Raw genomic sequence first — 25,189 nt, 5'->3', positions numbered from 1 at the left:
CGGAATCATTTGGCGATTTTTTGTGACCATTAAACTGCCGTATTCCCGTGTCTTTAGACTTGTCCGCGATGAAAGCGGTGTACAGATGATTCAAAAAGACGGGTTATATGTCCTTGAAATGCGCTGTGAGGAAGATGATGAACTGTGTATATATCCCTAAAAACAGTATTTACAGCCTATTCAACATCCGTGATTTTCGACTTAAACTATAAATATTGGAAATGAGAGCAAGTCCAGTCAAAGATGTGAATCTATGAAAAACCAACCGAATCATAATTTGACAAGGAAACAATCCATGCGAATCATACTGCAATTTCAGAGGTGACAATAATGGACTACTCAGACACGCTGCAAAAAATACACGGTGTCCTCTCCCATAAGGCGGCAGAGCTGGAAGAACAAATTTCAAGGCTGGAGCGGGCAAAGCGCGATGTAGAGCGGGAACAAAACCTCGGAATCGAAGAAATCAGGCAGATTTTGCGTCCGAACCTTGATGAGTCGTGGACCGGAAGCAGGGCAGCCGATTTTGACGAAGCACGTGATGAAGCGCACACGGCAATGTACAGAATTTTTACCGATGAATATGATCGGTATATTCATAAAATTGATTTAAAGATATTTGCTTTAGATTCTGAAAAAGGGGCTGTTCAAGCTGCAAGCTGGTCAGCCGACCGGGCGGACTTTCTGATGGAAAAAGGAGAAGAGGCCGTCGACGCTCTGCACAGCACAATCAACGGTTTAAAAGGATGGTTGAAATGAGCAAAACGATTAAACTTAACCATGTAGCGGTTATGAAGCAGCTGGAGCAAGTAAGCAGCACGCTTCAAGCCGTGTCTTTAAAAAGCCCGTCAGCCGGAGCGCTCGGGCGGAACAACCTTGATTTTACGAAAAAGTGGCTTGAACGCGAAGCCGAAATTTGCAATATGGTCGAACAGTATAAAGAGGCTGTTCGTAAAAACATTGAGGACACCCGCTCCAATGTGGACACGCTGAAGGAACAGGATGAAGCGATTGCCCGAAGATAGGCGCTGCCGGCTGTATGCCGGCGGCGTTTTTTATGTTGATGTAGAAGGGTGCTCCGCGGGGGTGCAGAAAACAATGAAATTGGTTTAGAATATGAATACAAGCAGGAACTCTGAAAGGGTGTCAAACAAATGGACATACGCCACTTAACCTATTTCTTGGAGGTAGCCCGTCTGAAAAGCTTCACAAAAGCCGCTCAGTCATTATACATATCTCAGCCGACAATTTCCAAAATGATTAAAAATCTTGAAGAAGAGCTCGGGATTGAGCTGTTTTACCGGCGGGGGCGTCAGATCGAGCTGACTGATGCGGGGCAAAGCATGTATGTGCAGGCCCAGGAAATCACCAAGTCGTTTCAAAATTTAACTTCAGAGCTGAATGACTTGATGGACGTCAAAAAAGGGCACGTGCGGATCGGTTTGCCGCCGATGATTGGCTCCGGCTTTTTTCCGAAAGTGATAGGGGATTTCAGAGACAAATATCCGAACGTCACCTTTCAGCTTGTTGAGCACGGCTCTGTGAAAGTGCAGGAAGGAGTGGAAGACGGATCGCTTGATATCGGCGTTGTCGTCTTGCCTGCAAAAGAGGAGATTTTTCACTCCTTTACAATCGTAAAAGAAGACTTGATGCTGATCGTCCACCCGTCTCATCGTTTTGCCGATGCGGATGAGATCGAGCTTCGGCAGTTAAGCGAAGAACCGTTTATCTTTTTCCGGGAAGACTTTGTTCTTCACGAACGGATCATTACGGCTTGCTTGAAGGCTGGATTTCAGCCGAATGTCATTTATGAAACCTCGCAATGGGATTTCATCAGCGAAATGGTTTCCGCTAACCTTGGAATCGGGCTTTTGCCCGAAAGAATCTGCCGCGATCTTGACCCGGAAAGAGTGAGAATCATTCCGCTGGTGAGGCCGGCCATTCCTTGGCATGTCGCCGTCATTTGGAGAAAAGACCGCTATCTGTCGTTCGCGGCGAGGGCGTGGATTGATCATACAAAATCGTATATATGGAGCGAAAATTCAAAAACAGAAGGGAATGCAGCCGAATGAATCTGGAAGATGCCGCAAGAGGAATTGAAAAAGTCAGAAAGCAAAAACCGCTCGTACACAATATGACAAACAATGTCGTCACCAATTTTACGGCGAACGGTTTACTGGCTCTCGGCGCATCGCCGGTGATGGCGTATGCGAGGGAAGAAGCCGCCGACATGGCAAAGATCGCCGGAGCCCTTGTGCTGAACATCGGCACGCTCAGCCGGGAATCTGTTGAATCGATGATCATTGCAGGAAAGTCCGCCAATGAACACGGTGTGCCGGTTATTTTTGACCCAGTCGGTGCTGGGGCGACGCCGTTTCGAACAGAATCGGCTCAAGCGATTATGCGCGAAGTGAAGGTTTCCGCCGTCAGAGGCAATGCCGCGGAAATTGCCAACACGCTTGGAGAGGACTGGCTGATCAAAGGCGTGGATGCAGGCGAAGGGAGCGGCGACAGAACAGAGCTCGCCAAAAAAGCCGCGAAATTATGGGATACAGCCGTCATCATAACCGGAGCTGAAGATGTCATAACGGATGGAACAAAAACGTATACCGTAGGCAACGGACATCAACTGTTAACGAAAGTGACGGGGACAGGCTGTCTGTTTACCTCTATCATCGGTGCGTTTTGCGCCGTTGAAAAAGACGTTTGCCATGCCGCTGTATCTGCAGCCGCTTTTTATGGAACGGCGGCCGAGTTGGCCGCGGAGAAAGCGGAAAACCTGGGGCCCGGAAGCTTTCAAATCGAGTTTTTGAATCAGCTTGCCGCTGTTGAAGCGATGGATATAAAAGAACGCGGCAGGATCAGAGAGGTGGAATAAGATGACGCGAGTCTCAAAAGAAACGATAAAAGATCTGTTGTCAGTCTATTTTATTATGGGTTCAAACAATACTGCAGGCGATCCTTTAACTGTCATTGAACAAGCCTTAAAAGGCGGTGCGACACTTTTTCAATTCCGCGAAAAAGGCGAGGGCGCGTTAAAAGCAGGAGATCAAAAGGCGTTTGCTCGACAGGTGCAGTCTCTTTGCAAACAGTTCAATGTTCCGTTTATCATCAACGATGATGTAGAACTCGCGCTTGCGCTTGACGCCGATGGTGTGCATATCGGGCAGGATGATGATAAGGCCGCCGACGTCAGAGCGAGAATCGGGGACAAAATCCTCGGCGTTTCCGCGCATACACTTGAAGAAGTCGTAAAGGCGGAAAAGGATGGAGCGGATTATATCGGTGCAGGGCCGGTTTACCCGACTGAAACAAAGCGGGATACAAAAGCTGTGCAGGGTGTCTCGCTCATTCAAGAGCTCCGCAGGCAGGGGATTGGCATACCTGTGGTCGGAATCGGCGGGATCACGGCCGAAAACTGCGCCCCCGTCATCGAGGCCGGCGCTGACGGCATCAGTGTCATCAGCGCCATCAGCAAAGCTGCCGATCCAAAGGCGGCCGCCGAGGCGTTCAGCAAGAAAGTGCAAGCTGCTAAACAAAGCGCGCATTCCTAAATGGAATATGCGCTTTTTGATATAAAAATTAAAATCTCTCGTTCATAAACCGTTCCAGAAAATGCCCGATCACCAGGGAGGACATGCCGAGCGATGAGGCAGTGCGGCCAAGCGAGGAGATTTTCAAATGATAATTAGACAAGGCTTCTGCAGCACTTCTTGAGGCAATCGTTTTTTTAATCGCATCGACGATGATCGGATAGGATTCTACAATGGTATTCCGCAAGATAATCGTATCGGGATTCAACGTCTTCAAGATGTTGAGAAGTCCGATGCCGATATGAAAACCGAATCTTTCAAACGTCTCCATCATCCCCGGATCACTGCGGTCTGCAAGTTCTTTAACGGTTTCGTAAAGCGGGGCTTCGGAATTCGCTCCATAGTGAGAGAAGACGGCTTTTTCCGAAGCGTAAAGCTCCCAGCAGCCTCTATTCCCGCACCGGCACAATGGGCCGTCAAAGTGAATGGACATGTGCCCGGCTTCTCCGGAAAAACCTTGCACACCTCTAAACAGTTTTCCATTCATTAAAATCCCTAAACCAATCCCGGTATTAATGCTGACAAACACGGCATGCTCCAGCTGTCCGGCTTCTCCGTATTTCTTCTCGCCAACGGCGCCGGCGTTTGCTTCGTTTTCAATTAAAATGGGAACGCCGAACCTTTCTTCCAGTTTTTCCTTTAACGGAATCAAATGGATTGGCTTATTTGGCGTAAACACCACCTGCCGTTCGTTGTCTACCAAGCCGGGTACGCAAACGCCGATTCCGGTCAATCCGTATGGGGAAGGCGGTATTTTGTCAACGGCTAGCCCTGTCAATTCGATTAATGCCTCTTCTGTCGCCTGAATGTCTTCTTCATCCAGCGTCCGTTCGAATTGTTCAATCAAATGCCCTTCAAGATCGGTTAACACAACAATCAGATAATTGGTTCCGATATCTACACCGACCGCATAGCCGGCTTTTCGATTGAATTTCAGCATCACGGGCCTCCTGCCGCCGCTTGACTCGCCGGGGCCGGTTTCATAAATGATGTCCTTTTGAAGCAAGGAAGATACTTGGGAGGAAACGGTCGCTTTATTTAATCCCGTTATTTCCGAAAGTTTTGCTCTTGAAATGGGTGCGTTCTCAATAATCTGATCAAGAATCAGAGCTTTGTTCATTTTTTTTACAAGGGCTTGATCCGCTGTATTCAATGTCAATCACTCCATTGTTTTGAAGCTGTGAATTTATTATAGTATAACAAATTTAGAAAACTCAATTTTTTCCTTCATTTCCATTGAAAGCGGTTGATTCATCTTGTAAAATAAATACAAGGAAGTTAGTTTAATGGTTAAACAAACTTATTTTTTAACGTTTGCTTTGCAAGGAAAAGTGAAGGGGGAGATCGGAATGTTTTTTAGAAATGTCGGAGTGATTGAGTATGAAGGAGCCGATTCGGAAAATCCTTACGCATTTAAATATTACAACCCTGATGAATACGTCGGCGGCAAAACGATGAAGGAACATCTTCGCTTCGCTGTTGCGTATTGGCATACCTTTGATGCGGACGGGAAAGACCCTTTCGGCGACGGGACGATGTTCCGGCCGTGGAACCGGATGACGCATCCTTTGGATAAAGCAAAAGCCCGGGCGGAAGCGGCTTTTGAATTTTTTGAAAAGCTCGGCGTGCCCTATTTCTGCTTTCATGACGTTGATATCGTTGATGAAGGAGCAACGTTGCGTGAGACCTTTACGTATTTGGATCAAATGTCGTCTTTTCTTAAAGAAATGATGGAGACTAGCCGTGTTCAGCTGCTTTGGAATACAGCCAATATGTTTACCCATCCGAGGTATGTCCACGGGGCCGCAACTTCCTGCAATGCGGATGTCTATGCCTATGCGGCCGCAAAAGTGAAAAAAGGACTGGATATCGCCAAGGAGCTTGGAGCGGAAAACTATGTGTTCTGGGGCGGAAGAGAAGGTTATGAAACATTGCTGAATACAAATATGAAGCTTGAACTCGAAAACTTGGCTTCATTTTATAGAATGGCGGTTGAGTATGCACGCGAAATCGGTTTTGACGGCCAATTTTTGATCGAGCCGAAGCCGAAGGAGCCGACGAAGCACCAGTACGATTTTGATGCGGCCACAACGATCGCTTTTTTAGAAACTTACGGTTTAAAAGACCATTTTAAACTCAATCTTGAGGCGAACCATGCGACCTTGGCCGGGCATACATTTGAGCATGAACTAAGGGTGGCTGCCTTGCACGATGTGTTGGGTTCCATTGACGCCAATCAGGGCGATTTGCTCCTGGGCTGGGATACTGATGAGTTCCCGACCGATCTGTATTCTGCAGTACTTGCGATGTATGAAATTTTGAAAGCAGGCGGGTTTAAAACCGGTGGCATTAACTTCGATGCTAAAGTAAGGCGCTCGTCTTTTGCGGATGAAGACTTATTTCACGCTCATATCGCAGGAATGGATACGTATGCAGTCGGCTTGAAAGTCGCCTCCCGTCTGCTTGAAGACAAAGCCCTCGACCAGATCATTGAAGAGCGTTATGAAAGCTATACGAAAGGGATCGGGCTTGAGATCAAAGAAGGCCGCACCGATCTGAATAAGCTTGCCGCATACGCTCTTGAACACGACCAAATTGAAAATCAGTCAGGCCGCCAGGAACGACTGAAAGCGACCGTTAACCGTTACTTATTGAACGCTTTGCGCGAAGCGCCGGCAGAAAAGGAGACACGCTAGTGGAATACGTGATCGGGGTCGACCTCGGCACCAGCGCGGTTAAAATCATCCTTGTCAATCAGCGGGGAGAGCTGTGCGGCGAGGTCTCCAAACCATTTTCCATCATTCAGCCCCATTCCGGTTATTCTGAACAGGATCCCGCAGAATGGGCGGTAAAAACGAAGGAAGCCATTAAGGAATTAGTTATGCATTTCCCGGGAAAAGCATCTCAGATTAAAGGGATTAGCTTTTCCGGACAGATGCATGGATTGGTACTTTTAAACGGCAACGGAGAGGTTTTGCGAAACGCGATCCTGTGGAACGATACACGGACAACCGAACAATGCCGTCTGATTAACGAGAAAGTCGGAAAGGAGCGCCTGCTCGAGATCGCGAAAAACCCGGCGCTCGAAGGCTTTACCCTTCCGAAGCTTTTATGGGTGAAAGAACATGAAAAAAAGTTGTTTGAAAAGGCGGCCGTTTTTTTGCTGCCGAAAGACTACGTCAGGTACACGATGACGGGGCGTCTGCACAGCGAATATTCAGATGCGGCCGGAACGCTCCTGCTCGATGTGAAACATCAGACATGGAGCGGGGAAATCTGCAGCAAGCTCGGCATCCCGGAGTCCTTATGTCCGGATCTGATTGAGCCGGGCGCCTGTGTCGGCGGCGTCAGTCCGGAATTCGCGGCCGAAACCGGTCTGGCTCCTGAAGTCAAGGTGTTTGCCGGCGGCGCTGATAATGCATGCGGCGCGGTCGGCGCCGGTATTTTAAGAGAAGGAATGGCCCTTTGCAGCATAGGCACCTCAGGGGTTGTTCTCACATATGAATCAAACCGAGATCAAGCGTTTGATGGCAATATTCATTTTCTGAACCACGCCGCCCCCAATGCGTTTTATTCAATGGGAGTGACGCTTTCCGCAGGACGCAGCTTCAGCTGGTTTAAAGATGTATTTGCCGGGCAAACGTCATTTGACGAATTAATTAGCGATATTGACCATTCCCGTCCCGGTGCCCGGGGGCTGCTGTTTACCCCTTACTTGTCAGGGGAGAGAACCCCTCATGCCGACGCAGATATTCGCGCCAGCTTCATCGGGATAGACAGCGCACATACACGGGCGGACTTCGTCAGAGCCGTCATTGAAGGCATCACATTCTCCCTACACGAGAGCATTGAACAATTCCGTGCCGCGGGAAAGGATATCAGCCGCGTGATTTCAATCGGCGGAGGCGCCAAAAGCGATCAATGGCTGCAAATCCAGGCGGATATCTTCAACGCCGACATCATCAGACTCACAAGCGAACAGGGGCCGGCATATGGAGCAGCCATGATCGCGGCCGTCGGGTGCGGCTGGTTTCCGTCGCTTGAAGCTTGTGCAGACCGATTCGTTCTCATCAAAGAAACCTTTTCACCCCGCCGTGAATACAGCAGACAATACAAAGCTCTGTTTCAAATTTACAGAGATGTCTACCGGCACACGAAAGCGCTGAACGAGCGGCTGGCGAGCTTTCGGGAATAAAAAAACTTATGAGCCGGCCGGCTCATAAGTTTTTTCGGGTGTGCATCCAGTTTAAGATTGATCCATGTGAATGCCTGTATGTGCTTTGACCTGAATTTCTGCAAATGCTTCTTGATCAGGGGTTTTTGAAGACAGAATCGTCCCGAGATAAGCGCCTAAAAAGCCGAGCGGAATGGAGATGATACCCGGGTTGGAAAGCGGGATCAGCGGTTCTCCAACAAAGATAGCGTTTCCGGCCGGGTCCCAGACACTCGGGCTGATGGAGACGAGAATCAGCGCGCTTAAAAGACCGGTCAGACTGCCGGCCAAAGCGCCGGCCGCATTAAATCTTTTCCAGAAGACGGTGAAGATAATGAGCGGCAGATTGGCGCTTGCCGCCACGGCAAATGCAAGCGAGACAAGAAACGCGACATTCAGCGATTGGGCGAAGACAGCAAGCAGAATCGAAAGGACGGATACGCCGATGGAAGCCCATCTTGCAGCGATCATTTGCTCTTTTTCCGTAGCCGCGCCTTTTCTGATAATCTGGCTGTATATATCATGCGCAAAAGCGGATGCCGCCGACAGCACAAGACCTGTGACCACCGCCAAAATCGTTGCGAACGCGATGGCTGAGACGAAGGCGAACAGAAAATCTCCGCCGAGCGCCTGAGCAAGCAGCGGTGCAGCCATGTTCCCCGCTTTATCGGCAGCTAAAATGTTTTCAAAACCGACAAACGCGGCAGCACCAAAACCGAGAAAGACCGTCATAATATAAAATATACCGATAATCCATGTAGCCGAGATTACCGATTTCCTTGCCGTTTTGGCATCTTTTACTGTATAAAACCGGATGAGAATGTGAGGCAGGCCGGCTGTCCCGAGGACGAGTGCCAAATTGAGTGAGAGTGTTTCAAGAGGAACATTATACTTATTGCCGGGGTTCAAAAAATCAGCCCCAAGCGGAGTAGCTGTTTTCATTTGTTCAAACATGTTCGTCAGACTGAAGCCGAATTTTGAAAAAACGATGATTGAAATAATGAGCGTCCCTGCCATCAAGAGAACGGCCTTGATGATCTGGACCCAGCTGGTTGCGATCATTCCTCCGAATACGACGTAGATGGTCATCAAAACCCCGACAATGCACACGGCCAGCGTATAATCGATGCCGAGCAGAAGCTTGATCAGCGCACCGGCGCCGACTAACTGTGCAATCATATAAAAGGTGGAGATCGTGATCGTGTTTAATGCGGCGACACCGCGAATTTTCTTTTGTTTAAAACGAGAGGCAATCATGTCCGCCATTGTAAATTTGCCGAGGTTTCGGAGCGGCTCTGCCACAATGTAAAGCACGACTAAATAAGCGACGAGGAAGCCGATGCTGTAGAAAAAACCGTCAAACCCGTTCAAAGCGATCATCCCGGCAATGCCGAGGAAAGAAGCCGCTGACATGTAATCTCCCGCAATAGCCAGTCCGTTTTGAATGCCGGTAAGCCCTCCTCCCGCCGTGTAAAACTCATTGGCCGTTTTTGTCTGTTTGGCCGCGAAATACGTAATGACAAGCGTGAGAGCAACAATGGCAAGAAACAGAATAAAGGCTGTGGCACTCATGAATCAACGCCTCCAATCTTCTTTTTGAAATCGCTTGCAATTTGATCGAATTGACCGGCTTTTTTTGTATACATAATGCACAGCGTCCATGTCATAACAAACTGAGCTATCGCAAAAACCCATGCCCATGTGATGGCTCCGACTGCCGGCTGATTCAAAAATGTGAAGTATGATGTCATAACCGGCAGCAGGAAATAAAAGAGCAGAAAGAAAATCGTCATCGGTACAATAAAAGCCCGTTTCCGTGATAACAACCGCTGGAACTCCGGAGATGCCGCAGCTTTGCTGTAATCTATTTTGCCTTCTCTCATTTGTTCTTTGCCCCTCCTTGTGTTTGTCTGAAAAGATACAACAAAGGTATGTAACGCGCTCCGGATTTATTCTTCAATTTTCACACAGCGTTTTATTTATATAAGATGAAAGACCTGATCATCTCGAATAAATGTTTTTTCCATAAAAGAAACCGTTTGTTCACCTTTTTCTTCTCATTTGTCATGCCTTCCGCCTCGTTTCCGCCTCTGTCAGCTTCCTTCTCAGTTCATTTGCAGACGCAATCGCTTCCCGGTCTGTTATCACGCCGCCGGGCTTGTTTCCTTTGCCGAGCAAATAGCCGTCGAATGTCATGTTCATAAAATCAAATATGTAGTGAAACTGTTGAATGAGCGGCAGCCCTTTCAAGCGGGGATCATCGTCTCCGACAGCTGCCACGTAGACCGTTTTTTTCGCCATTTGCTGTTTAAATGCAGATCTTCCATGCTCTATCAATGTCTGTGACCAGCGGTCAATAAAATTTTTCATCAGACCCGACATGCCGTACCAATAGATCGGAGTGGCAAAAACTAGGATATCCTTCTCCAGCACCCGGCTGATCAGGTCTCTGTAGTCATCATCAGGGTAAAAAGGGGCTGTATTGCTGTGCCTGTAGTCCGATACGGGCTGAATGTGATAGTTTCGCAGAAATATCTTATCGGCATCAAGTCCGTCTACTAATCGATTCATCAGTTCTTCCGTATTTCCATTTTCACGGGAGCTTCCGCAGATTGCTGCTATCCCCATATTCTTCATCCTCCTTTGGAATCGGTCATGAATTCAGTTTAAGATAACAACAATCATCAGTAAAATTGATATTTTAGATATTTACCATCGGAAAAATCGATTATATAGGCAAACTTAACAGAAAAGAGAGAATGGAAAGGAAGCATGAGGATATTATCAGAAGGATCAAGACGAAAAGCTCCGCCCCCCTTCGGGAGAAAGGCAATCGAAACCGATGCAGAAGAAAGTGAATGGGACTGCTGGCGTCAGCGTTGGTTAGCAATGGCTCTAAAACGCCTTATTCAATCCGGTCTGGTACCCCTTAAGAGAGTGAAGCTGGAAAAATGAAACGACCTATGTACAGGGCAAAGGTAAGGCTGCTCCTTAAAACGCGCGTTTCTATGGAGCAGACAGAATCTATACACAGGCAGCAGGCCTGCTGCTCAAATACGTCATTATCAATTAAAACACTCGTTAAAACAGCCGGTTGGATCATCTTGATAGATCAAGATTCAACAGAACCGCCTGTTTTTTTGGATAACTGATGCTTCTAAACGCTTACTGCTTTATCGGTTTTTCAGCATCGCTTTGGACGGGCTGACTGTGAAGAAATTCTTTCACATCTTCAATTTGCAGCCCAAGTTTTTTCGCCTCCTTCATCAAAATCACCCAATCTTTGTCCAACTTGTGTTTCGTTTGAGTATTCATAGCTTCCTCCAATATGATAAGACGTTGTTCACCTCAAAGAAAAAAACGGTTTTTCCTTGAGATGCAATAAAAGTTATAAAACAACAGCCATGTGAAAACAATGACAAATTTCATAAAAAATTCACAAAGTCATCTTTGATAAACCTACCTATTCCCTAAATAACTGACTAAAAAAACCAAAAAATCTTAGATTCTTACTTATAATAATAAACAATCAATTACTGACTGGATAGTATTCAATTAAAAATGATCATTTTTCCCTATTAAGAATTTCTCAATTGCAGCCGAATATCCTTTGAATATTCTAAAAATAAGAAAGAGATTTTTGGCAGATTATTACGCAAAAGTATTGGAAAATCAATGGTTTCAAGGAATGATTTAGAATAAAGACATGGTGGGTAGGGAGGGTCCTTTCGGCTTAGTTGCTGTATGGGTTAAAGAAGGGTAATACGAAAATACTATTATCGACCAGTATTAAGTGGAAAAAAAGAACATTGGTTTCAAATGCAGAGAAAAAAGTATAGCTTTTGCCTCAAAATCGCTTTAATTCACCAGGATGAAACCATTGTAATGGATAAAAACCCGAACTATTCCTTGTAAGGCATTTAATGGAACAGAAACCTTTCCACTTGTTTTGCCCCTAGTTTTTATTTGAAAAAATGATGAAAATACGAGCTGGAAAATGCTGAAGGTGGTAAAATGAAAAAGCGAATATATCATCTTAGGATTAAAAAAGAGATTCACAGGCGTTTTATAGACTTAAAATGGAAGAATAACGCCGCTGAAAGGAGAGAAATGAATTGGCAATATTAGTATGCGGAGGGGCGGGCTATATTGGAAGCCATGCTGTAGCGGAACTGTTAAGCCGCAATGAAGAAGTCGTGATTATTGATAACCTGCAAACTGGACATCAAGAGGCGGCTTTAAAGGGAGCTTCTTTCTATAATGGAGATCTGCGCGATGAAGCATTCCTAAGAAAAGTATTTCAGGAAAACGAGATTGAGGCTGTCATGCATTTCGCGGCCGATTCTTTGGTTGGAGAAAGCGTAACAGATCCTCTCAAATATTATGACAACAATGTTTACGGAGCCGTTTGCCTGTTAAAGGTCATGAAAGAGTTCGATGTAAAGCAAATTGTCTTCTCATCAACGGCTGCAACATACGGAGAACCGGATCGTGTGCCGATTATGGAAACAGATCCGACGGATCCGACAAACCCGTACGGGGAAACGAAGCTCGCGATTGAAAAAATGCTGAAGTGGTCTGAAAAAGCATATGGAATCCGTCATGTCGTCCTTCGCTACTTTAATGTTGCCGGTGCGCATGTAGACGGATTGGTCGGCGAAGATCATCAGCCTGAGACGCACCTGATCCCGATCATTCTTCAAGTCGCGCTTGGCAAACGCGACAAGATTATGATTTTCGGCGACGACTATCCGACTGCAGATGGTACGTGCATCAGAGACTACATCCATGTAATGGATCTGGTCGACGCGCATATTCTCGCTGTCGAAAGGCTTCGAAAGGGCGGAGAAAGCACTGTATACAATCTCGGAAACGGCACGGGCTTTTCGGTCAAAGAAGTCGTTGAAACAGCCCGGAAAGTGACAGGCTGCCCGATACCGGCGGAGGTTGCAGAGCGGCGTGCTGGAGACCCGGCACAGCTGATCGCCTCTTCTGAAAAAGCAGTGAAAGAACTGGGATGGCAGCCGAAATACGCCGAGCTGGAAACGATCATTGACAGCGCGTGGAAGTGGTTTAAGGCACATCCGAACGGCTATCAAAGCTAGAATGCGATGACGCCTATTAAATAGGATGAAAAAGAGCTTTCAGTTACAGAAGGAAGCTCTTTTTTGATGTTTAAAGCGTGCTGTCAACAGGGAAAAGGAATGGAGGAAGATAATGATTCACCATGAAAAAATTTAACAATGTTAAATTAATGATTGACCAAAGTTTTTTATTGTGGTAAACCTAAATTTGACAGATTTTTTGTTTCGGAGGGATTTGTCAGCTCTTGCTATGTGTGTAAAAAGAACTAAAAAATTACCAGTCTATTTCCTTCATTATTCATAATATCATGAACAAATTTTGACGATTTTGTGACATTTGGGTGAAAAAAAGGTGAACAATCGAAAAAAATAAGGCTAATTGGTGAAGATTTTGATAGCATAGCAAGGTAGAAGAAAAAAGTTTTTCAGAATCCTTTTATCTTAGATATTCTGACCAAATTTTAGACATCATTTAAGGAAGGATGGTGATCCTCTTGTTCAGAGCATTTAAACCACTGATTATGCTGACTCTACTTTCCTCCATTTTTTTATTGGGCGGCTGCAGTCAAATCGCGGTATTGGATCCTAAAGGACCGGTTGCTTCGCAGCAAAGAGATCTTATTCTATTATCGATTGGATTTATGCTGTTTATCGTAGCGGTCGTATTTGTCCTTTTTACTGTGATGATTGTGAAATACCGTGAGCGTAAAGACAGAAAGTCTCCTTACAGCCCGGAAGTAGAAGGCAATACATTTTTAGAAATCGTCTGGACAGTGGTTCCGATTTTAATTGTTATTGCGCTGTCAGTGCCGACAGTTCAAACAATTTATTCTCTAGAAGAGGCTCCAAAAGCATCAAAGGACAAGGAACCTTTGGTCGTATATGCGACATCTGTCGATTGGAAATGGGTATTCAGCTACCCGGAACAGGATATCGAAACGGTCAACTATTTGAATATCCCGACAGACAGACCGATCTTGTTTAAAATCTCATCTGCCGATTCTATGGCGTCACTGTGGATTCCGCAGCTTGGCGGGCAAAAATATGCCATGTCCGGAATGGAAATGGAGCAATATTTACAGGCAGACCATGAGGGTACTTATAAAGGCCGAAATGCAAACTTCACAGGTGAAGGTTTTGCAGAACAACAGTTTAATGTCAAAGCGGTATCTGAAAGCAAGTTTAACGACTGGGTGAAGAAAACGCAGAAAGAAGCTCCTAAGCTGACGAAAAACCAGTACGATGAACTGATGCTTCCTCAGCATGCGGACGAAATGACGTTCTCATCGACACACCTGAAGTATGTTAACCACGGAAATGATGCGGAATACGCCATTAAAGCGCGCGAAAGATTGGGCTATAAACCATTGTCTCCGCACTCAAAATCAGATCCGTTTGAAAACGTGAAGACAAACAAAGATCAAAAACAATCTGAAGACCAAGATTCTCACTAGGAAAGGAGGAAGCTTGCATGAATTTGAAATGGGACGAATTCATAATTACAGGTGACCCATTAATTCTTGGAGCACAGATTTCCATTTTGCTTACATCCATTGCAATCGTATTTGTGCTGACATACTTCAAAAAATGGAAATGGCTTTGGAGAGAATGGATTACCACCGTCGATCATAAACGTTTAGGAATCATGTACCTCATTGCCGCAGTCATTATGTTCTTCCGCGGCGGTGTCGACGGGTTAATGATGCGTGCCCAGCTCACGCTTCCTAATAATAGCTTTTTAGATTCAAACCACTATAATGAAGTGTTTACGACACACGGTACGATCATGATCATTTTCATGGCGATGCCGTTTCTTATTGGATTAATGAACGTCGTCGTACCGCTCCAAATCGGTGCGCGCGATGTTGCATTCCCGTATTTGAACAACTTGAGCTTCTGGACCTTCATGGTCGGAGCGATGCTGTTTAATATTTCATTCGTCATCGGCGGATCGCCGAATGCAGGATGGACGGCTTACATGCCGCTTGCAGGCAATGAGCTGAGTCCTGGGCCTGGGCAGAACTATTACTTGCTCGGACTTCAGATAGCGGGTATCGGTACGCTTCTCACCGGGATTAACTTTATGGTGACCATCCTGAAAATGCGTACAAAAGGCATGACCCTATGGCGGATGCCGATGTTCACTTGGACAACGCTGATCACTTGTGTGATTATCATTTTCGCCTTCCCTGTCTTGACAGTGGCTTTGGCGCTGATGACATTTGACCGCTTGTTCGGAACAGCCTTTTTCACCTTGGCGAACGGCGGTATGCCGATGCTGTGGGCGAACTTGTTCTGGATTTGGGGACATCCTGAGGTTTACATCGTTATTTTGCCTGCTTTCGGTATTTTTTCAGAAATCATTGCGACATTCGCAAGAAAGCAGCTGTTCGGCTACAAAGCAATGGTTTATTCAATTGTTGCAATTTCGGTTCTCAGCTTCGTCGTTTGGCTGCACCACTTTTTCACAATGGGCAACAGTGCGGCGGTCAACTCGTTCTTCTCGATTACGACGATGGCGATATCGGTGCCGACCGGAGTTAAAATCTTTAACTGGCTGTTGACGCTGCATCGAGGCAGAATCAAAATCACAACGCCGATGCTGTGGTCGCTTGCATTTATTCCGAACTTCGTCATCGGCGGTGTTACGGGCGTTATGCTTGCGATGGCAGCTGCGGATTATCAATACCACAACACATACTTCCTCGTATCGCACTTCCACTATGTGCTGATCGCGGGTACTGTGTTTGCATGTTTCGCCGGATTGATCTTCTGGTATCCGAAAATGTTCGGTCACAAACTGAACGAACGCATCGGAAAATGGTTCTTCTGGCTGTTCATGACGGGCTTTAACATCTGCTTCTTCCCGATGTATTTCCTTGGATTGCAAGGAATGCCTCGCCGTATTTACACATACGGAGCAGAAGACGGCTGGACTGCATTGAACATGATTGCGACATTCGGCGCATTGCTGATGGCCGCAGGATTCATCGTTCTCTGCTACAACATTTTCTACAGCTTCCGTCATTCAAAACGCGAAGAATCAGGAGATGCTTGGGGAATGGGTCGTACACTTGAGTGGGCTACATCTTCTGCGATCCCGCCGCACTATAACTTTGCGGTTCTGCCTGAGGTTACATCACCTGACGCATTTGCGCAAATGAAGGAAGACAATGTCGAGATTCATCCTGAAAGCAAGTTTAAAAAGATTCATATGCCGAGCAATTCAGGCCGTCCGTTTCTCATGTCATTATGCTTCGGATTTGCTGGATTCGGGCTTGTCTTTGAATGGTTCTGGATGGGAATCGTCGGTCTGATCGGTGTATTCCTCTGTATGATTCTTCGTTCATTTGAATATGACGACGGCTACTATGTAAGTGTTGAGGAAATAAAAGAGACTGAACGAAAGAATGCCAAGTAAAGGAGGCGGGATTGATGGAACATGCAGAACACAGCAATTCTAACGCTCCTATGGAATACCGTTCTGAAATCGGAAGGTTGAATATCCTTGGCTTTTGGATTTTTCTTGGAGCGGAGATTGCTTTATTCTCTACGTTATTTGCGACCTATGCTGTTCTTCATAACAGAACAGCGGGGGGCGTACTGCCGGCAGAACTGTTCGACGCAAAGCTCGTTTTAATCATGACGTTCCTGCTGTTAACGAGCAGTTTCACATGCGGCATCGCAGTGCATGAGATGCGCCGCGGCAGTTTGAAAGGCGTGATGATCTGGATGATCATTACCCTGTTGCTCGGTGCTGGGTTTGTCAGCTATGAGCTTTATGAGTTCAATCATTATGTACACGAAGGTGCCACTTTATCGACAAGTGCTTACTGGTCATCTTTCTTTGTTCTATTGGGAACACACGGACTGCACGTATCGATCGGTATCTTCTGGATTATCGGCATTTTGCTTCAGACGAAAAAGCGCGGCCTAACCCCGCAAACGTCTGCTAAGCTGTTTATCTCAAGTTTGTATTGGCACTTCTTAGACGTGGTATGGATTTTCATCTTTACCGGCGTCTATTTGATAGGGTTGGTGAATGTATAATGGCAGCAAAACAATCGGCTGAACACAGCCACTTTCCTTGGAAGCATATTGTCGGGTTCGTGTTGTCCATTGTGCTGACCTTACTGGCCTTGTGGGTGATTTATACGGATTTAAGCATGGCTGCAAAGCTGTGGATTATTTTCGGTTTTGCGATCATCCAAGCTGGACTTCAGCTCTTAATGTTTATGCATATGACTGAAAGTGACAGCGGCAAAATCCAAGTCGGGAATACGCTGTTTGCCGCATTTATTGCGGTTGCGATTATTGCCGGTTCCGTCTGGATCTTTGCTGCTCACAACTATCACGGAGACAACCCTGAGGGCGGTACTCCAGGTGCAAAACATTCTGAGCACAGCGGACATTAATTGATTGGCAAAAGAGTGCGGATTTCAACGATCCGCACTCTTTTTTGGTTGCTGAACGGAAAAAGAGAGAGCCACAGGCTCTCTCTTTCTCATACACTCTTAACCGCGTTTTACGCCGCGGCCGAATTTGCCGTCGCCCGGCTTGCTCTTTTTAGAAAGAGTAACAGTCAGGAATGTACCATAGTTTTTAACTTGGGCAGTTTCCAATTTGCGCATCTGTGTCACCTCCTTATTACTTCCAGTTGATTACATATTCATGCTATCATAGAATAAAGTGGTAAAAACCACAAAAAGGCACTAAAACCCGACATCATCCTTCAATTCTATTCATAGGGTTTTTATTGCGGTATTTGTTCGGAGGAAACTGATTTAAGGAGAGTGTTACTGATGATACGCGTGTTGTTAGTAGACGACTACAGGGTTCTGACATCCGGAATGAAGGAAATATTAAAAAAATATAATATGGATGTCATCGTTTGCCACGAAGGAAATGAAGCTCTCGACCTCTTAAAAAATCAAGAGGTACATATAGACGTTTTTCTTTATGATTTAAAAATGCCGGGAATGAACGGGTTGGAGCTGTCTCTTAAAACGCTGGAAACCGCACCTCAATCCAAAATTATCATTATGTTTTCGGGAGATGAAATTCACTCATATTTTAATAAGCTGATTGAGGCCGGAGTTAAAGGGTTTATCGATAAATCGTATACAGACAGCATGATTGCTTCGAGTATTTTATTGTGTTTAAAAGGGGCTGTGTTATTTCCCGACGGTTTGCTGCAAAAACTGAGGCTTGATTCCGATCTCGCGGTGGACGAGCATTTAACAGACACAGAACTGGATATTTTGCAGAAGGTGGCCAGCGGTAAAACAAATAAAGAGATCGCAGCAGACCTACAAATGTCGACGCGCAACGTAGAGTATCACTTGAGCAAAATCTATAAAAAGCTCAAAGTAACGTCACGGTACTGCGCAGTAAAAAAAGGAACGATGCTTAATTTGATCAAGCAGAAAGTTTAGACAAAGTATATATTTGCTTTTCCCTGCAAAAGAGAGTCGATAGGCTCTCTTTTTCTTTTTCCTCCGAATAAATCCCGTAATAATGGCCCATTGATGCCATTGGCTATTCATGTCGGTTTTCGGTAGTTTTTTGCGGTTTTTTTGATATTGTCCTGTGATAATCTGATTCATGTGGTCAGTTGGTAAATTCAGGGGTATCGTCGCATTGCAGGCTCTTTTTAAAACGCTCCAAAGCTGAAATGATAACGGCATTCGCCAAGGGCGTGGAAAGAACATCATGCATAAAGTGCTGAAAGAGAGCTTGCCGGCTCTCTTCTCCTTTATTTTTCTGAAATCATGCATACCGGGGAGGTCTAATCTTTGAAAATTATTCGAAATCAAGAGACAGCGACAACCGTGTTGGAAAATGAATGCATCGTCCTAAACCTGGACAATGGGCAGTATTTCGGATTGGAAGGGGCTTTAAAAGAGCTGTGGATCGAAATTGAAAATGAGCGAAAGGATAAAAAAGATATTCTGATCAAGTGGCAATCGGCGTTCGATCAGACAGAGGAAGAACTGTCAGCGATATTAAATGAGGCGATACAGGAACTGACACATCATAAGCTGATTGAAATAGAGGATAAAAGCTGATGAAAAAAAGAGCGCTTGTCAAAAATCACGAATATTTTACAACCGTTCATGCTTTTGTACGTATGATGCTGTTAAATCATGATTTTGAAGAAGCTTATGAAAAAATTGCGATCCATCTGTTTCCGCTGTATGCGAGCGCACAGCAAAGAGGTGCAGGGCTGCTTGATATAGACGAACTGCACCAGAACGGCGAATATTTATATTCGCTTGATGAAGACGACCATTTGGTTACTTCGTGCGTTTCTATTGCATTAACGATTCAATCTATATTATTCAGCAATGGGTTTGATGCTGATCTCATGATCGGGGTCAAGAAAATTGATGACAAGCTGTTTTCTCATGCGTGGGTTCAAATGGAAAACGGCAAATCGATCGATCCGAATCATAAAAATAAGGATTTAAAAGTTTTACAGACGTATAAGATGAGCGCTTACGCTGAAAGGTGGGTGTTATCTCTAGTATGAAAGTATGGTTTGGAATGCAGGGAGACAACACCGTTGCATGGCATGAGTGGGTTTCCGCCGTCAAGAAATGGGGACGGGTGGAACGGATTCACAGCTACAGCCGCGGGATCGCAAACATGGCTGAAGCGCATATCCGATACGATGAAGCTTTTAGACCTACAACTCAAATAAATCTTTTGCATCCCGTCATCTTAGACGGCTGGATCAGCGGCGGTCTTAACGCAAAATCGGATGGCACCCGAAAGATTGAACAATATGACAAGCTGTACGTGTCTTTGAAGCAGGATCAAGCTGCCATGCTGTCTCACTCGCATGGCGAATTTACGATGATGTGGTGGGATGACAGTCTACATAGCCTTGTTTTGGCGACTGATATATACGCAACCCGTCCTGTTTACTACTGGGTCAGTCCGAAAGGAGAATGGTTTGCAGCGAATGACTTGCGCATCCTTTTGCTTGTTCATGACATTCCTTTTGCGATCGATCAAAATGTGTGCAGAATGTTTCCTACTTCAGGCTTTGCTGTAGGAGAAAACGGCTTTGAAGATCGGACGTTTTTTAAAGGAATACGCAAAGTGCCTGCGGCGTCCTACGCTTTTCTTGGCCGGGATCATGCGGTTCATGCGCACAGCTATTGGGGACTTTCGCAGCTGTTAAACGGGAAAGATCTTGCTGGAGACGCAGTTCCGCGGTTCCGGGAGCTTTCTCAGGAAGTGACAGCAGATCGTTTAAAAGATGAAAAGCATATTGTCGAATTAAGCGGCGGACTGGATTCAGCTGCCGTAACCGCCGCCGCAATTGCAGGCGGACGGAAGGAACAGCTGCTGGCCGTCAATATATCATTTGCCGAACCTGACATGATATTAAGCCATGACAAGGACCTTGTAAAAAATATGATGCGCGATATGGATATTCCCGGCCTGATCATTCTCGGAGACGCCACAGCCAAAATTCCAAACGCGGAAATCGGGCGTGATCCGCTTTGGTTTGTAGACGGTCCTGATCCGAGAGCCAATTCACTGGTTAATGAGACTTTTACAGTGATCGCTGAGGAGTATGGTGCTTCGTCTGTCCTGACGGGTGAGGGCGGGGATTTCATTTTTAGCGGAGAAGTGTCAGTGATCGATTCTCTGCTTCGGCAGAGACGGTTTTCTGAAATCTACAAATTGCTTCGCGAATGGTCAGGCGGCAGCATGAAAGAGATGCTGAAGCTGGGATTTCAATACGGAATCGCCCCTTTCATGCCTTATATCGGAGAAAAGCTCTATTACGACCTGCTGTGGTCAGATACGGAATATGAGCTGCCTGAATATTTTACTGAAGAACACCGAAAGAGAGAACACCAGATCAATAAGGAGGATCATCTTCGCTATCGAAAAAGCCGGGAGCTCTCGGTGTGGGGTAAGAGGTTCCATTATGACTTTTTGTGGCCGAGAGCGAGGTACATGGATGCTGTTGGTGTGACATTGCCTACGTACCATCCGTTTTTGGATCGGAGGCTGATCGAATTTTCATTTTCCGTACCGCCTGAACAGCATTTTGATGTTTTAAAAGGGCTTGAAGAACATTATGCAGGCTCTAAAATGCTTCTTCGCAAATCTTTCACCGATATCCTGCCTGCCTATGTTTATAACAGATCAACGAAAACAACATATGCCCATATGGCCAGGAAAAGCTTTATGAATGACCGCAGACACGTTCTTCAGCTATTTGAACCGGGAGAGCACGTCTTTGTTGAAGAGCTCGGCATCATTAAGCGCGATATATGGTGGAAACACTTGCTGGCTATGGCTATTCGCTCTGAAGATCCAAATAATGATCTGGGCATGGGCTATCAGTACATGAGATCTGTCATTGACTTGGAAATATGGCTCAGGGAAGCATCCAAAGGGAAGGAGCACCTTCTCGACCGGAGCCGTCCGGGAAAACCAAGGGTCATGGCTGATATCGAAACCGTCAATACGCCGGAGAAAGCCAAAATATACTCGTATCAATGACCACAATAGGTATAGAAAATGAAGGTGAAGCATGTGTTGAAGATGAAGCATATTCAAGAGCCGCTGCAAACGGCGGGCCTGCTTGGGAAAATGGTCTGGAAATCCGGTCCGCGGCTGATGATTTGCATGGTTATCTTCATGCTGATCGAAGCCGGAGCACCTTTAATCCAATTGTACGCTTCAAAGCAAATGATCGACGGCATTGTCGAGCAGGAAGCGGTCATCTATGCGGAAATATGGGCTGTCATTTATGCGGGAAGCCTGGTCATGATCAGTGTCGTTAAATCATTGGAAAAATGGGTGAAGGCCATGCTTTCTGAGAGGTCGATGATCACAGTCAACAGTTTGTTAATCGACGCTTTTGACCGCATTCCGGGGATGCGTTTTTTTGAGGATCCAAAGTACAGGGACCGGCTGGAAACACTGCGGGATCGCTCGACATGGCTTCCTTCCCAATTCATTAATATCAGTTCGAACTTGGTGACAGCCGTTATGTCTTTGGCGGGCGTTGTTTTGATTATTGCCTACCTGTCGCCCGTTCTTGCTGTCATCCTCATTTTCTCTACCGCTCCATTCGCTTTTGTCCATAATCATTACAATGAAATGGAGTGGGAATATCACAAGGATTACGCCCCTGTCAGAAGGAGGGCCGCATATGCTCGCCACATTCTGCTCGGGAGACGATCCGCCAAAGAAGTACGCCTGTTTGGCTTGGGATCTTTCTTTCTTGATTTATATCAATCTGCTTTTAAAGGCTTATATTCTGTGCTGCGGAATATTCAAGTCAGAAGCGCGCGCTGGTCGGTTTTAACGGGTTTCTTATCGGGGGCGGGAACGGGTTTGGGGTACTTTTGGATCCTGTCCCAATCCCATTCAAACAGTTTTTCTGTGGGGGATATATCGTTGTACTTGGGGGCCGTGTTCCAATTATCAACGGCTCTCCGGGATATCGCCAAGGAAGGTGCAGATACGTTGGATATATGGAGAATGGGAAGAGACTTTTTTCTTTTTATGAACGCCGAAAAGGATATCAGGCTTCCTTCCAATGGCGAATCTCTCGGGGACGCAGGACCGCTGGCAGTCGAATTCAAAAATGTCACCTTCCGCTATCCTTTCAGAGAAGCGGCTGCCGGCTCCCGGGAAAATGAAGCTGATGTGAATGAGGAAGATTTGGATATGCTCGATGAGCTTGAAGATGAAGAAATGCGGGAACACGACGAGCAGCCTGAACCGAATGACATGCACACAGGCGATGTTCTAAATCGAATCAGCTTTTCAGTATCACCGGGAGAAAGAATTGCCATTGTAGGGGCGAATGGATCGGGGAAAACAACGCTCATCAAACTGCTCTGCCGTTTTTATGAATATGATGAGGGTGAGATTAAAGTGAACGGCAAAGACATCCGCAAGATCGATCTTCAAGAGCTGAGAAACAAGATGGCGGTCGTGTTTCAGGAATTTGGTAAGTACGAATTGTCACTCCGGTACAATATCGCGGTAGGGCGAACGGAAGCTTTAGGTGATGAAGAAAAACTTCGCGCCGCCGCCCGGTCCGCTAAGCTGGAACCAATCATCGAAGAGTTGCCTGAAGGGCTGGAAACAATGATCGGCCCTGAATGGGGGGGCACCGATTTTTCGGGAGGCCAATGGCAGCGGATTGCTTTAGCCAGATCGTTTATGAAAGATGCCGGACTTGTCATCTTGGACGAGCCGGCCGCATCTTTGGATATTCGGGCTGAGTATGATATTTTTCGGCAATTTCACAGCTTCACAGAGGGAAAAACGGTGATCATGATTTCCCATCGGTTCAGTACGGTAAAAATGGCTGACCGCATACTGGTTTTGAAAAACGGAAGAATTGCGGAAGAGGGAAGCCATCAGGAACTTATGGACAAGAACGGGGAATACAGCAGAATGTTCCGCATGCAGGCCAAATCGTTTCAGGGGAAGGATGAGGTATATTGCTGAAGTTTTGTTCCTTTTTCAAAAAGCTGCCTCAAACCGCTTCCATCATCTTTTATGGTTTATCGTTGTTTTGGCGCTGCGACCCTTTTAAGTCGGCTGTTCTATTTTTTATTACACTGCTGAATGCAATGCTCGGACCGCTCCTAGTCTGGCTGAGTGCAGAGGTGATCGATGAGATTGCACGGGCGCCGTTTGAGCTGTCTTCTTGGAATGCGCTTGTTTGGGCGGCCTTTGCATACATTGCTTTTACGCTGATCGTAGATGCCCTTCAGCCTGTGGCTGAAATGCAGAAAAGGCTCCTTACCGCCAAGCTCGAAGCTTATCTTGATGAAATGCTCATGAAAAAGGCAATTTCCATTCCTGATATCGCGGCTTTTGAAGACGCATCTTTTCATACCAATACACAAATCATCCGCTATAATGAATATTTTGTCACGATGTGGGTTTCCATCGTGTCTCAAACCTTCGGCGGAATGGTGATGATTGCAGCCAGCAGTTTACTGATCGGCATGTCTGCACCGTGGGTGCCGCTGCTGTTTCTCATATTGGCCGTTCCTAAACTGTACTGGGAGGCGAAATTAAACAACGCGACCTTTGAAGGACGGAAAGAGGTTCAGGAACTGAGACGGCGCGCGGAATATTATGCAGGTGTCCCTCTCATGTCTGAAACAGCCGGAGAGGTCAAGATATACAATCTTGTTCCTTTTTTTAAGTCTTTTTATAAAAACACCTCGATGGAGCTCCTCCATACGCTGTCCAACGATCAAAAAAAACTGGCGCTGTATCAGCTGTTCTGGTCGGTATTACAATCTTTGGCCGCAGGTGCCGTTCTGATTTACATCGTTCACCAGGCTTTTTATGGTCGGTTGTCCATCGGGGATGTGATGCTGTTTATCGGAGCCGCGGTTCAGTTCAACGAAGGAATCAATGAAATGTTCGCTGCGTTTGCGATCGGTGCAAGAGAAACGAGGCACCTCGGAAATGTTCATTCTTTTTTAAACAGCAAAAATGGCATGGAAAATGGGGAAACCGCGCCAGCTGTTCAAAAGGAAAAAGGATTTACATGTGATCAAGTGGAATTTTCTTATGATGGAACCAAAACGGTTCTTGATATTCATAAGCTCGATATTCCATTGAATAAGACGACCGTTCTCGTGGGAGAAAACGGATCAGGCAAAAGCACACTCGTTAAATTGCTCCTGCGTTATTTTGATCCTAATCAAGGCACGATCTCTTATAATGGTTTACCGCTTTATAAGTATGATATTGAACATTACCGGTCAAATGCCGCGGCTGTGTTTCAGGATTTTTTGCGGTACGAAATGACATTGAAATACAATATCGGCTTGGGCGACATTTCTTCTTGCACCGACTTGGCTAAAATAAAAAGTGCTTCGGCCTTCGGCGGAGTGGATCAGTTTTTACATAAGCTTGAAGACGGTTATGAAACAGAGCTTGGCAGACTGTTCGGCGGCAGGAATTTGTCGGGGGGAGAATGGCAGCGGATCGCCATATCCCGCGCATTTATGCGTGATGAGTCTGCCGACATTTTGATATTCGATGAACCCTCCTCTGCGCTGGATGTGTTTATTGAGGAAGAGATATTTGATAAGCTGCAAAAGCTGACGCAAGGCAAAACAGTCATTATTGTCTCGCACCGGTTAAGCACGGCCCGTTTTGCCGATCACATCGTATTTTTAGAAAAAGGAAGGGTAGCGGAGGCCGGCACCCATCAAGAATTGATGAAAAATCAGGCCCAGTATGCAGAGCTGTATCGCCTGCAGGCTGAAAAATACGCGCAGTAA

The 25,189-nt window shown here is 46.0% G+C and carries 24 protein-coding genes; 18 read left to right on the top strand and 6 right to left on the bottom strand.

Annotated elements, in window-relative coordinates; genetic code table 11:
- Positions 1-330 precede the first annotated feature (330 nt).
- The 5 genes from MKZ04_RS15500 to thiE all read left to right on the top strand — a co-directional run bounded on the left by MKZ04_RS15500 (position 331) and on the right by thiE (position 3,554).
- Positions 331-759 (top strand): YwqH-like family protein, encoded by a 429-nt coding sequence (locus MKZ04_RS15500; RefSeq protein ID WP_144497891.1) that lies wholly within the window; start codon positions 331-333, stop codon positions 757-759.
- Positions 756-1,025, top strand: a complete 270-nt coding sequence (locus MKZ04_RS15495; RefSeq protein ID WP_095291360.1) for a YwqI/YxiC family protein — start codon at positions 756-758, stop codon at positions 1,023-1,025. Before MKZ04_RS15500 ends, MKZ04_RS15495 begins: the two co-directional genes overlap by 4 nt.
- Before the next feature lie 129 nt (positions 1,026-1,154).
- Positions 1,155-2,072: a cidABC operon transcriptional activator CidR gene (gene cidR / locus MKZ04_RS15490; RefSeq protein ID WP_023856984.1), complete on the top strand. Its 918-nt coding sequence runs from the start codon at positions 1,155-1,157 to the stop codon at positions 2,070-2,072.
- Positions 2,069-2,878 carry a hydroxyethylthiazole kinase gene (gene thiM, locus MKZ04_RS15485; protein WP_144497890.1) on the top strand — a complete coding sequence of 270 codons (810 nt, stop codon included), beginning with the start codon at positions 2,069-2,071 and terminating at the stop codon, positions 2,876-2,878. Before cidR ends, thiM begins: the two co-directional genes overlap by 4 nt.
- Position 2,879: 1 nt before the next feature.
- Positions 2,880-3,554: a thiamine phosphate synthase gene (gene thiE, locus MKZ04_RS15480; protein ID WP_212110871.1), complete on the top strand. Its 675-nt coding sequence runs from the start codon at positions 2,880-2,882 to the stop codon at positions 3,552-3,554.
- A gap of 28 nt (positions 3,555-3,582) precedes the next feature.
- Here thiE and MKZ04_RS15475 read toward each other — a convergent pair whose 3' ends face one another.
- Positions 3,583-4,746 carry an ROK family transcriptional regulator gene (locus MKZ04_RS15475; protein ID WP_341046279.1) on the bottom strand — a complete coding sequence of 388 codons (1,164 nt, stop codon included), beginning with the start codon at positions 4,744-4,746 and terminating at the stop codon, positions 3,583-3,585.
- Between the two features lie 196 nt (positions 4,747-4,942).
- On the opposite strand from MKZ04_RS15475, the gene xylA reads away from it, so the two are divergent.
- Both xylA and xylB read left to right on the top strand, forming a co-directional pair.
- Positions 4,943-6,289, top strand: coding sequence for a xylose isomerase (gene xylA, locus MKZ04_RS15470; RefSeq protein WP_026580282.1), 1,347 nt, complete (start codon positions 4,943-4,945; stop codon positions 6,287-6,289).
- Positions 6,289-7,788, top strand: a complete 1,500-nt coding sequence (gene xylB / locus MKZ04_RS15465) for a xylulokinase (RefSeq protein ID WP_341046278.1) — start codon at positions 6,289-6,291, stop codon at positions 7,786-7,788. Before xylA ends, xylB begins: the two co-directional genes overlap by 1 nt.
- Before the next feature lie 51 nt (positions 7,789-7,839).
- On the opposite strand, the gene MKZ04_RS15460 is transcribed toward xylB, so the two are convergent.
- The 4 genes from MKZ04_RS15460 to MKZ04_RS15445 form a co-directional block, all read right to left on the bottom strand.
- Entirely contained in the window at positions 7,840-9,378 is a 1,539-nt protein-coding gene (locus tag MKZ04_RS15460) for a solute symporter family protein (RefSeq protein WP_023856990.1), read from the bottom strand.
- Positions 9,375-9,689 (bottom strand): DUF485 domain-containing protein, encoded by a 315-nt coding sequence (locus tag MKZ04_RS15455; protein WP_023856991.1) that lies wholly within the window; start codon positions 9,687-9,689, stop codon positions 9,375-9,377. Before MKZ04_RS15455 ends, MKZ04_RS15460 begins: the two co-directional genes overlap by 4 nt.
- A gap of 181 nt (positions 9,690-9,870) precedes the next feature.
- Positions 9,871-10,434 (bottom strand): flavodoxin family protein, encoded by a 564-nt coding sequence (locus tag MKZ04_RS15450; protein WP_025810603.1) that lies wholly within the window; start codon positions 10,432-10,434, stop codon positions 9,871-9,873.
- 537 nt (positions 10,435-10,971) lie between these two features.
- On the bottom strand, positions 10,972-11,121 hold the full coding sequence (locus tag MKZ04_RS15445; protein WP_023856995.1) for an anti-repressor SinI family protein: 150 nt from the start codon (positions 11,119-11,121) through the stop codon (positions 10,972-10,974).
- An 800-nt stretch (positions 11,122-11,921) separates the two neighbouring features.
- Between MKZ04_RS15445 and galE the strand changes: the two genes are divergently transcribed.
- The 5 genes from galE (at position 11,922) to qoxD (ending at position 17,305) form a co-directional block, all read left to right on the top strand.
- On the top strand, positions 11,922-12,911 hold the full coding sequence (gene galE / locus MKZ04_RS15440) for a UDP-glucose 4-epimerase GalE (RefSeq protein ID WP_023856996.1): 990 nt from the start codon (positions 11,922-11,924) through the stop codon (positions 12,909-12,911).
- Between the two features lie 464 nt (positions 12,912-13,375).
- Complete coding sequence (gene qoxA / locus MKZ04_RS15435; protein ID WP_095291511.1) at positions 13,376-14,344, top strand: cytochrome aa3 quinol oxidase subunit II; 969 nt, start codon at positions 13,376-13,378, stop codon at positions 14,342-14,344.
- 17 nt (positions 14,345-14,361) lie between these two features.
- A complete protein-coding gene (gene qoxB, locus MKZ04_RS15430; RefSeq protein ID WP_025810604.1) occupies positions 14,362-16,311 on the top strand; it encodes a cytochrome aa3 quinol oxidase subunit I in 1,950 nt (649 codons plus the stop codon).
- Positions 16,312-16,325: 14 nt separating this feature from the next.
- Positions 16,326-16,940, top strand: coding sequence for a cytochrome aa3 quinol oxidase subunit III (gene qoxC / locus MKZ04_RS15425; protein ID WP_023856999.1), 615 nt, complete (start codon positions 16,326-16,328; stop codon positions 16,938-16,940).
- A complete protein-coding gene (qoxD, locus tag MKZ04_RS15420) occupies positions 16,940-17,305 on the top strand; it encodes a cytochrome aa3 quinol oxidase subunit IV (RefSeq protein ID WP_023857000.1) in 366 nt (121 codons plus the stop codon). The genes qoxC and qoxD overlap by 1 nt, the downstream gene beginning before the upstream one ends.
- A gap of 99 nt (positions 17,306-17,404) precedes the next feature.
- On the opposite strand, the gene MKZ04_RS21830 is transcribed toward qoxD, so the two are convergent.
- Positions 17,405-17,521: a lariocidin family lasso peptide gene (locus MKZ04_RS21830; protein ID WP_423734433.1), complete on the bottom strand. Its 117-nt coding sequence runs from the start codon at positions 17,519-17,521 to the stop codon at positions 17,405-17,407.
- Positions 17,522-17,692: 171 nt separating this feature from the next.
- On the opposite strand from MKZ04_RS21830, the gene MKZ04_RS15415 reads away from it, so the two are divergent.
- From MKZ04_RS15415 to MKZ04_RS15390, 6 genes are all read left to right on the top strand, one after another.
- Complete coding sequence (locus tag MKZ04_RS15415) at positions 17,693-18,325, top strand: response regulator transcription factor (protein ID WP_026580278.1); 633 nt, start codon at positions 17,693-17,695, stop codon at positions 18,323-18,325.
- A 360-nt stretch (positions 18,326-18,685) separates the two neighbouring features.
- Positions 18,686-18,958, top strand: coding sequence for a hypothetical protein (locus tag MKZ04_RS15410; RefSeq protein WP_026580277.1), 273 nt, complete (start codon positions 18,686-18,688; stop codon positions 18,956-18,958).
- Complete coding sequence (locus tag MKZ04_RS15405) at positions 18,958-19,422, top strand: lasso peptide biosynthesis B2 protein (RefSeq protein ID WP_023857003.1); 465 nt, start codon at positions 18,958-18,960, stop codon at positions 19,420-19,422. The genes MKZ04_RS15410 and MKZ04_RS15405 overlap by 1 nt, the downstream gene beginning before the upstream one ends.
- A complete protein-coding gene (locus MKZ04_RS15400; protein WP_341046276.1) occupies positions 19,419-21,419 on the top strand; it encodes an asparagine synthetase B family protein in 2,001 nt (666 codons plus the stop codon). The genes MKZ04_RS15405 and MKZ04_RS15400 overlap by 4 nt, the downstream gene beginning before the upstream one ends.
- A gap of 42 nt (positions 21,420-21,461) precedes the next feature.
- Entirely contained in the window at positions 21,462-23,387 is a 1,926-nt protein-coding gene (locus MKZ04_RS15395; RefSeq protein WP_237585372.1) for an ABC transporter ATP-binding protein, read from the top strand.
- Positions 23,381-25,189 (top strand): ABC transporter ATP-binding protein, encoded by a 1,809-nt coding sequence (locus MKZ04_RS15390; protein WP_025810606.1) that lies wholly within the window; start codon positions 23,381-23,383, stop codon positions 25,187-25,189. Before MKZ04_RS15395 ends, MKZ04_RS15390 begins: the two co-directional genes overlap by 7 nt.

Origin of the sequence: Bacillus sp. FSL W7-1354 (genome assembly GCF_038002405.1) — a bacterium.
GTDB lineage: Bacteria > Bacillota > Bacilli > Bacillales > Bacillaceae > Bacillus > Bacillus paralicheniformis.
Note: the sequence above shows the minus strand (reverse complement) of the source record. Positions and strands in the feature narration are given on the sequence as shown.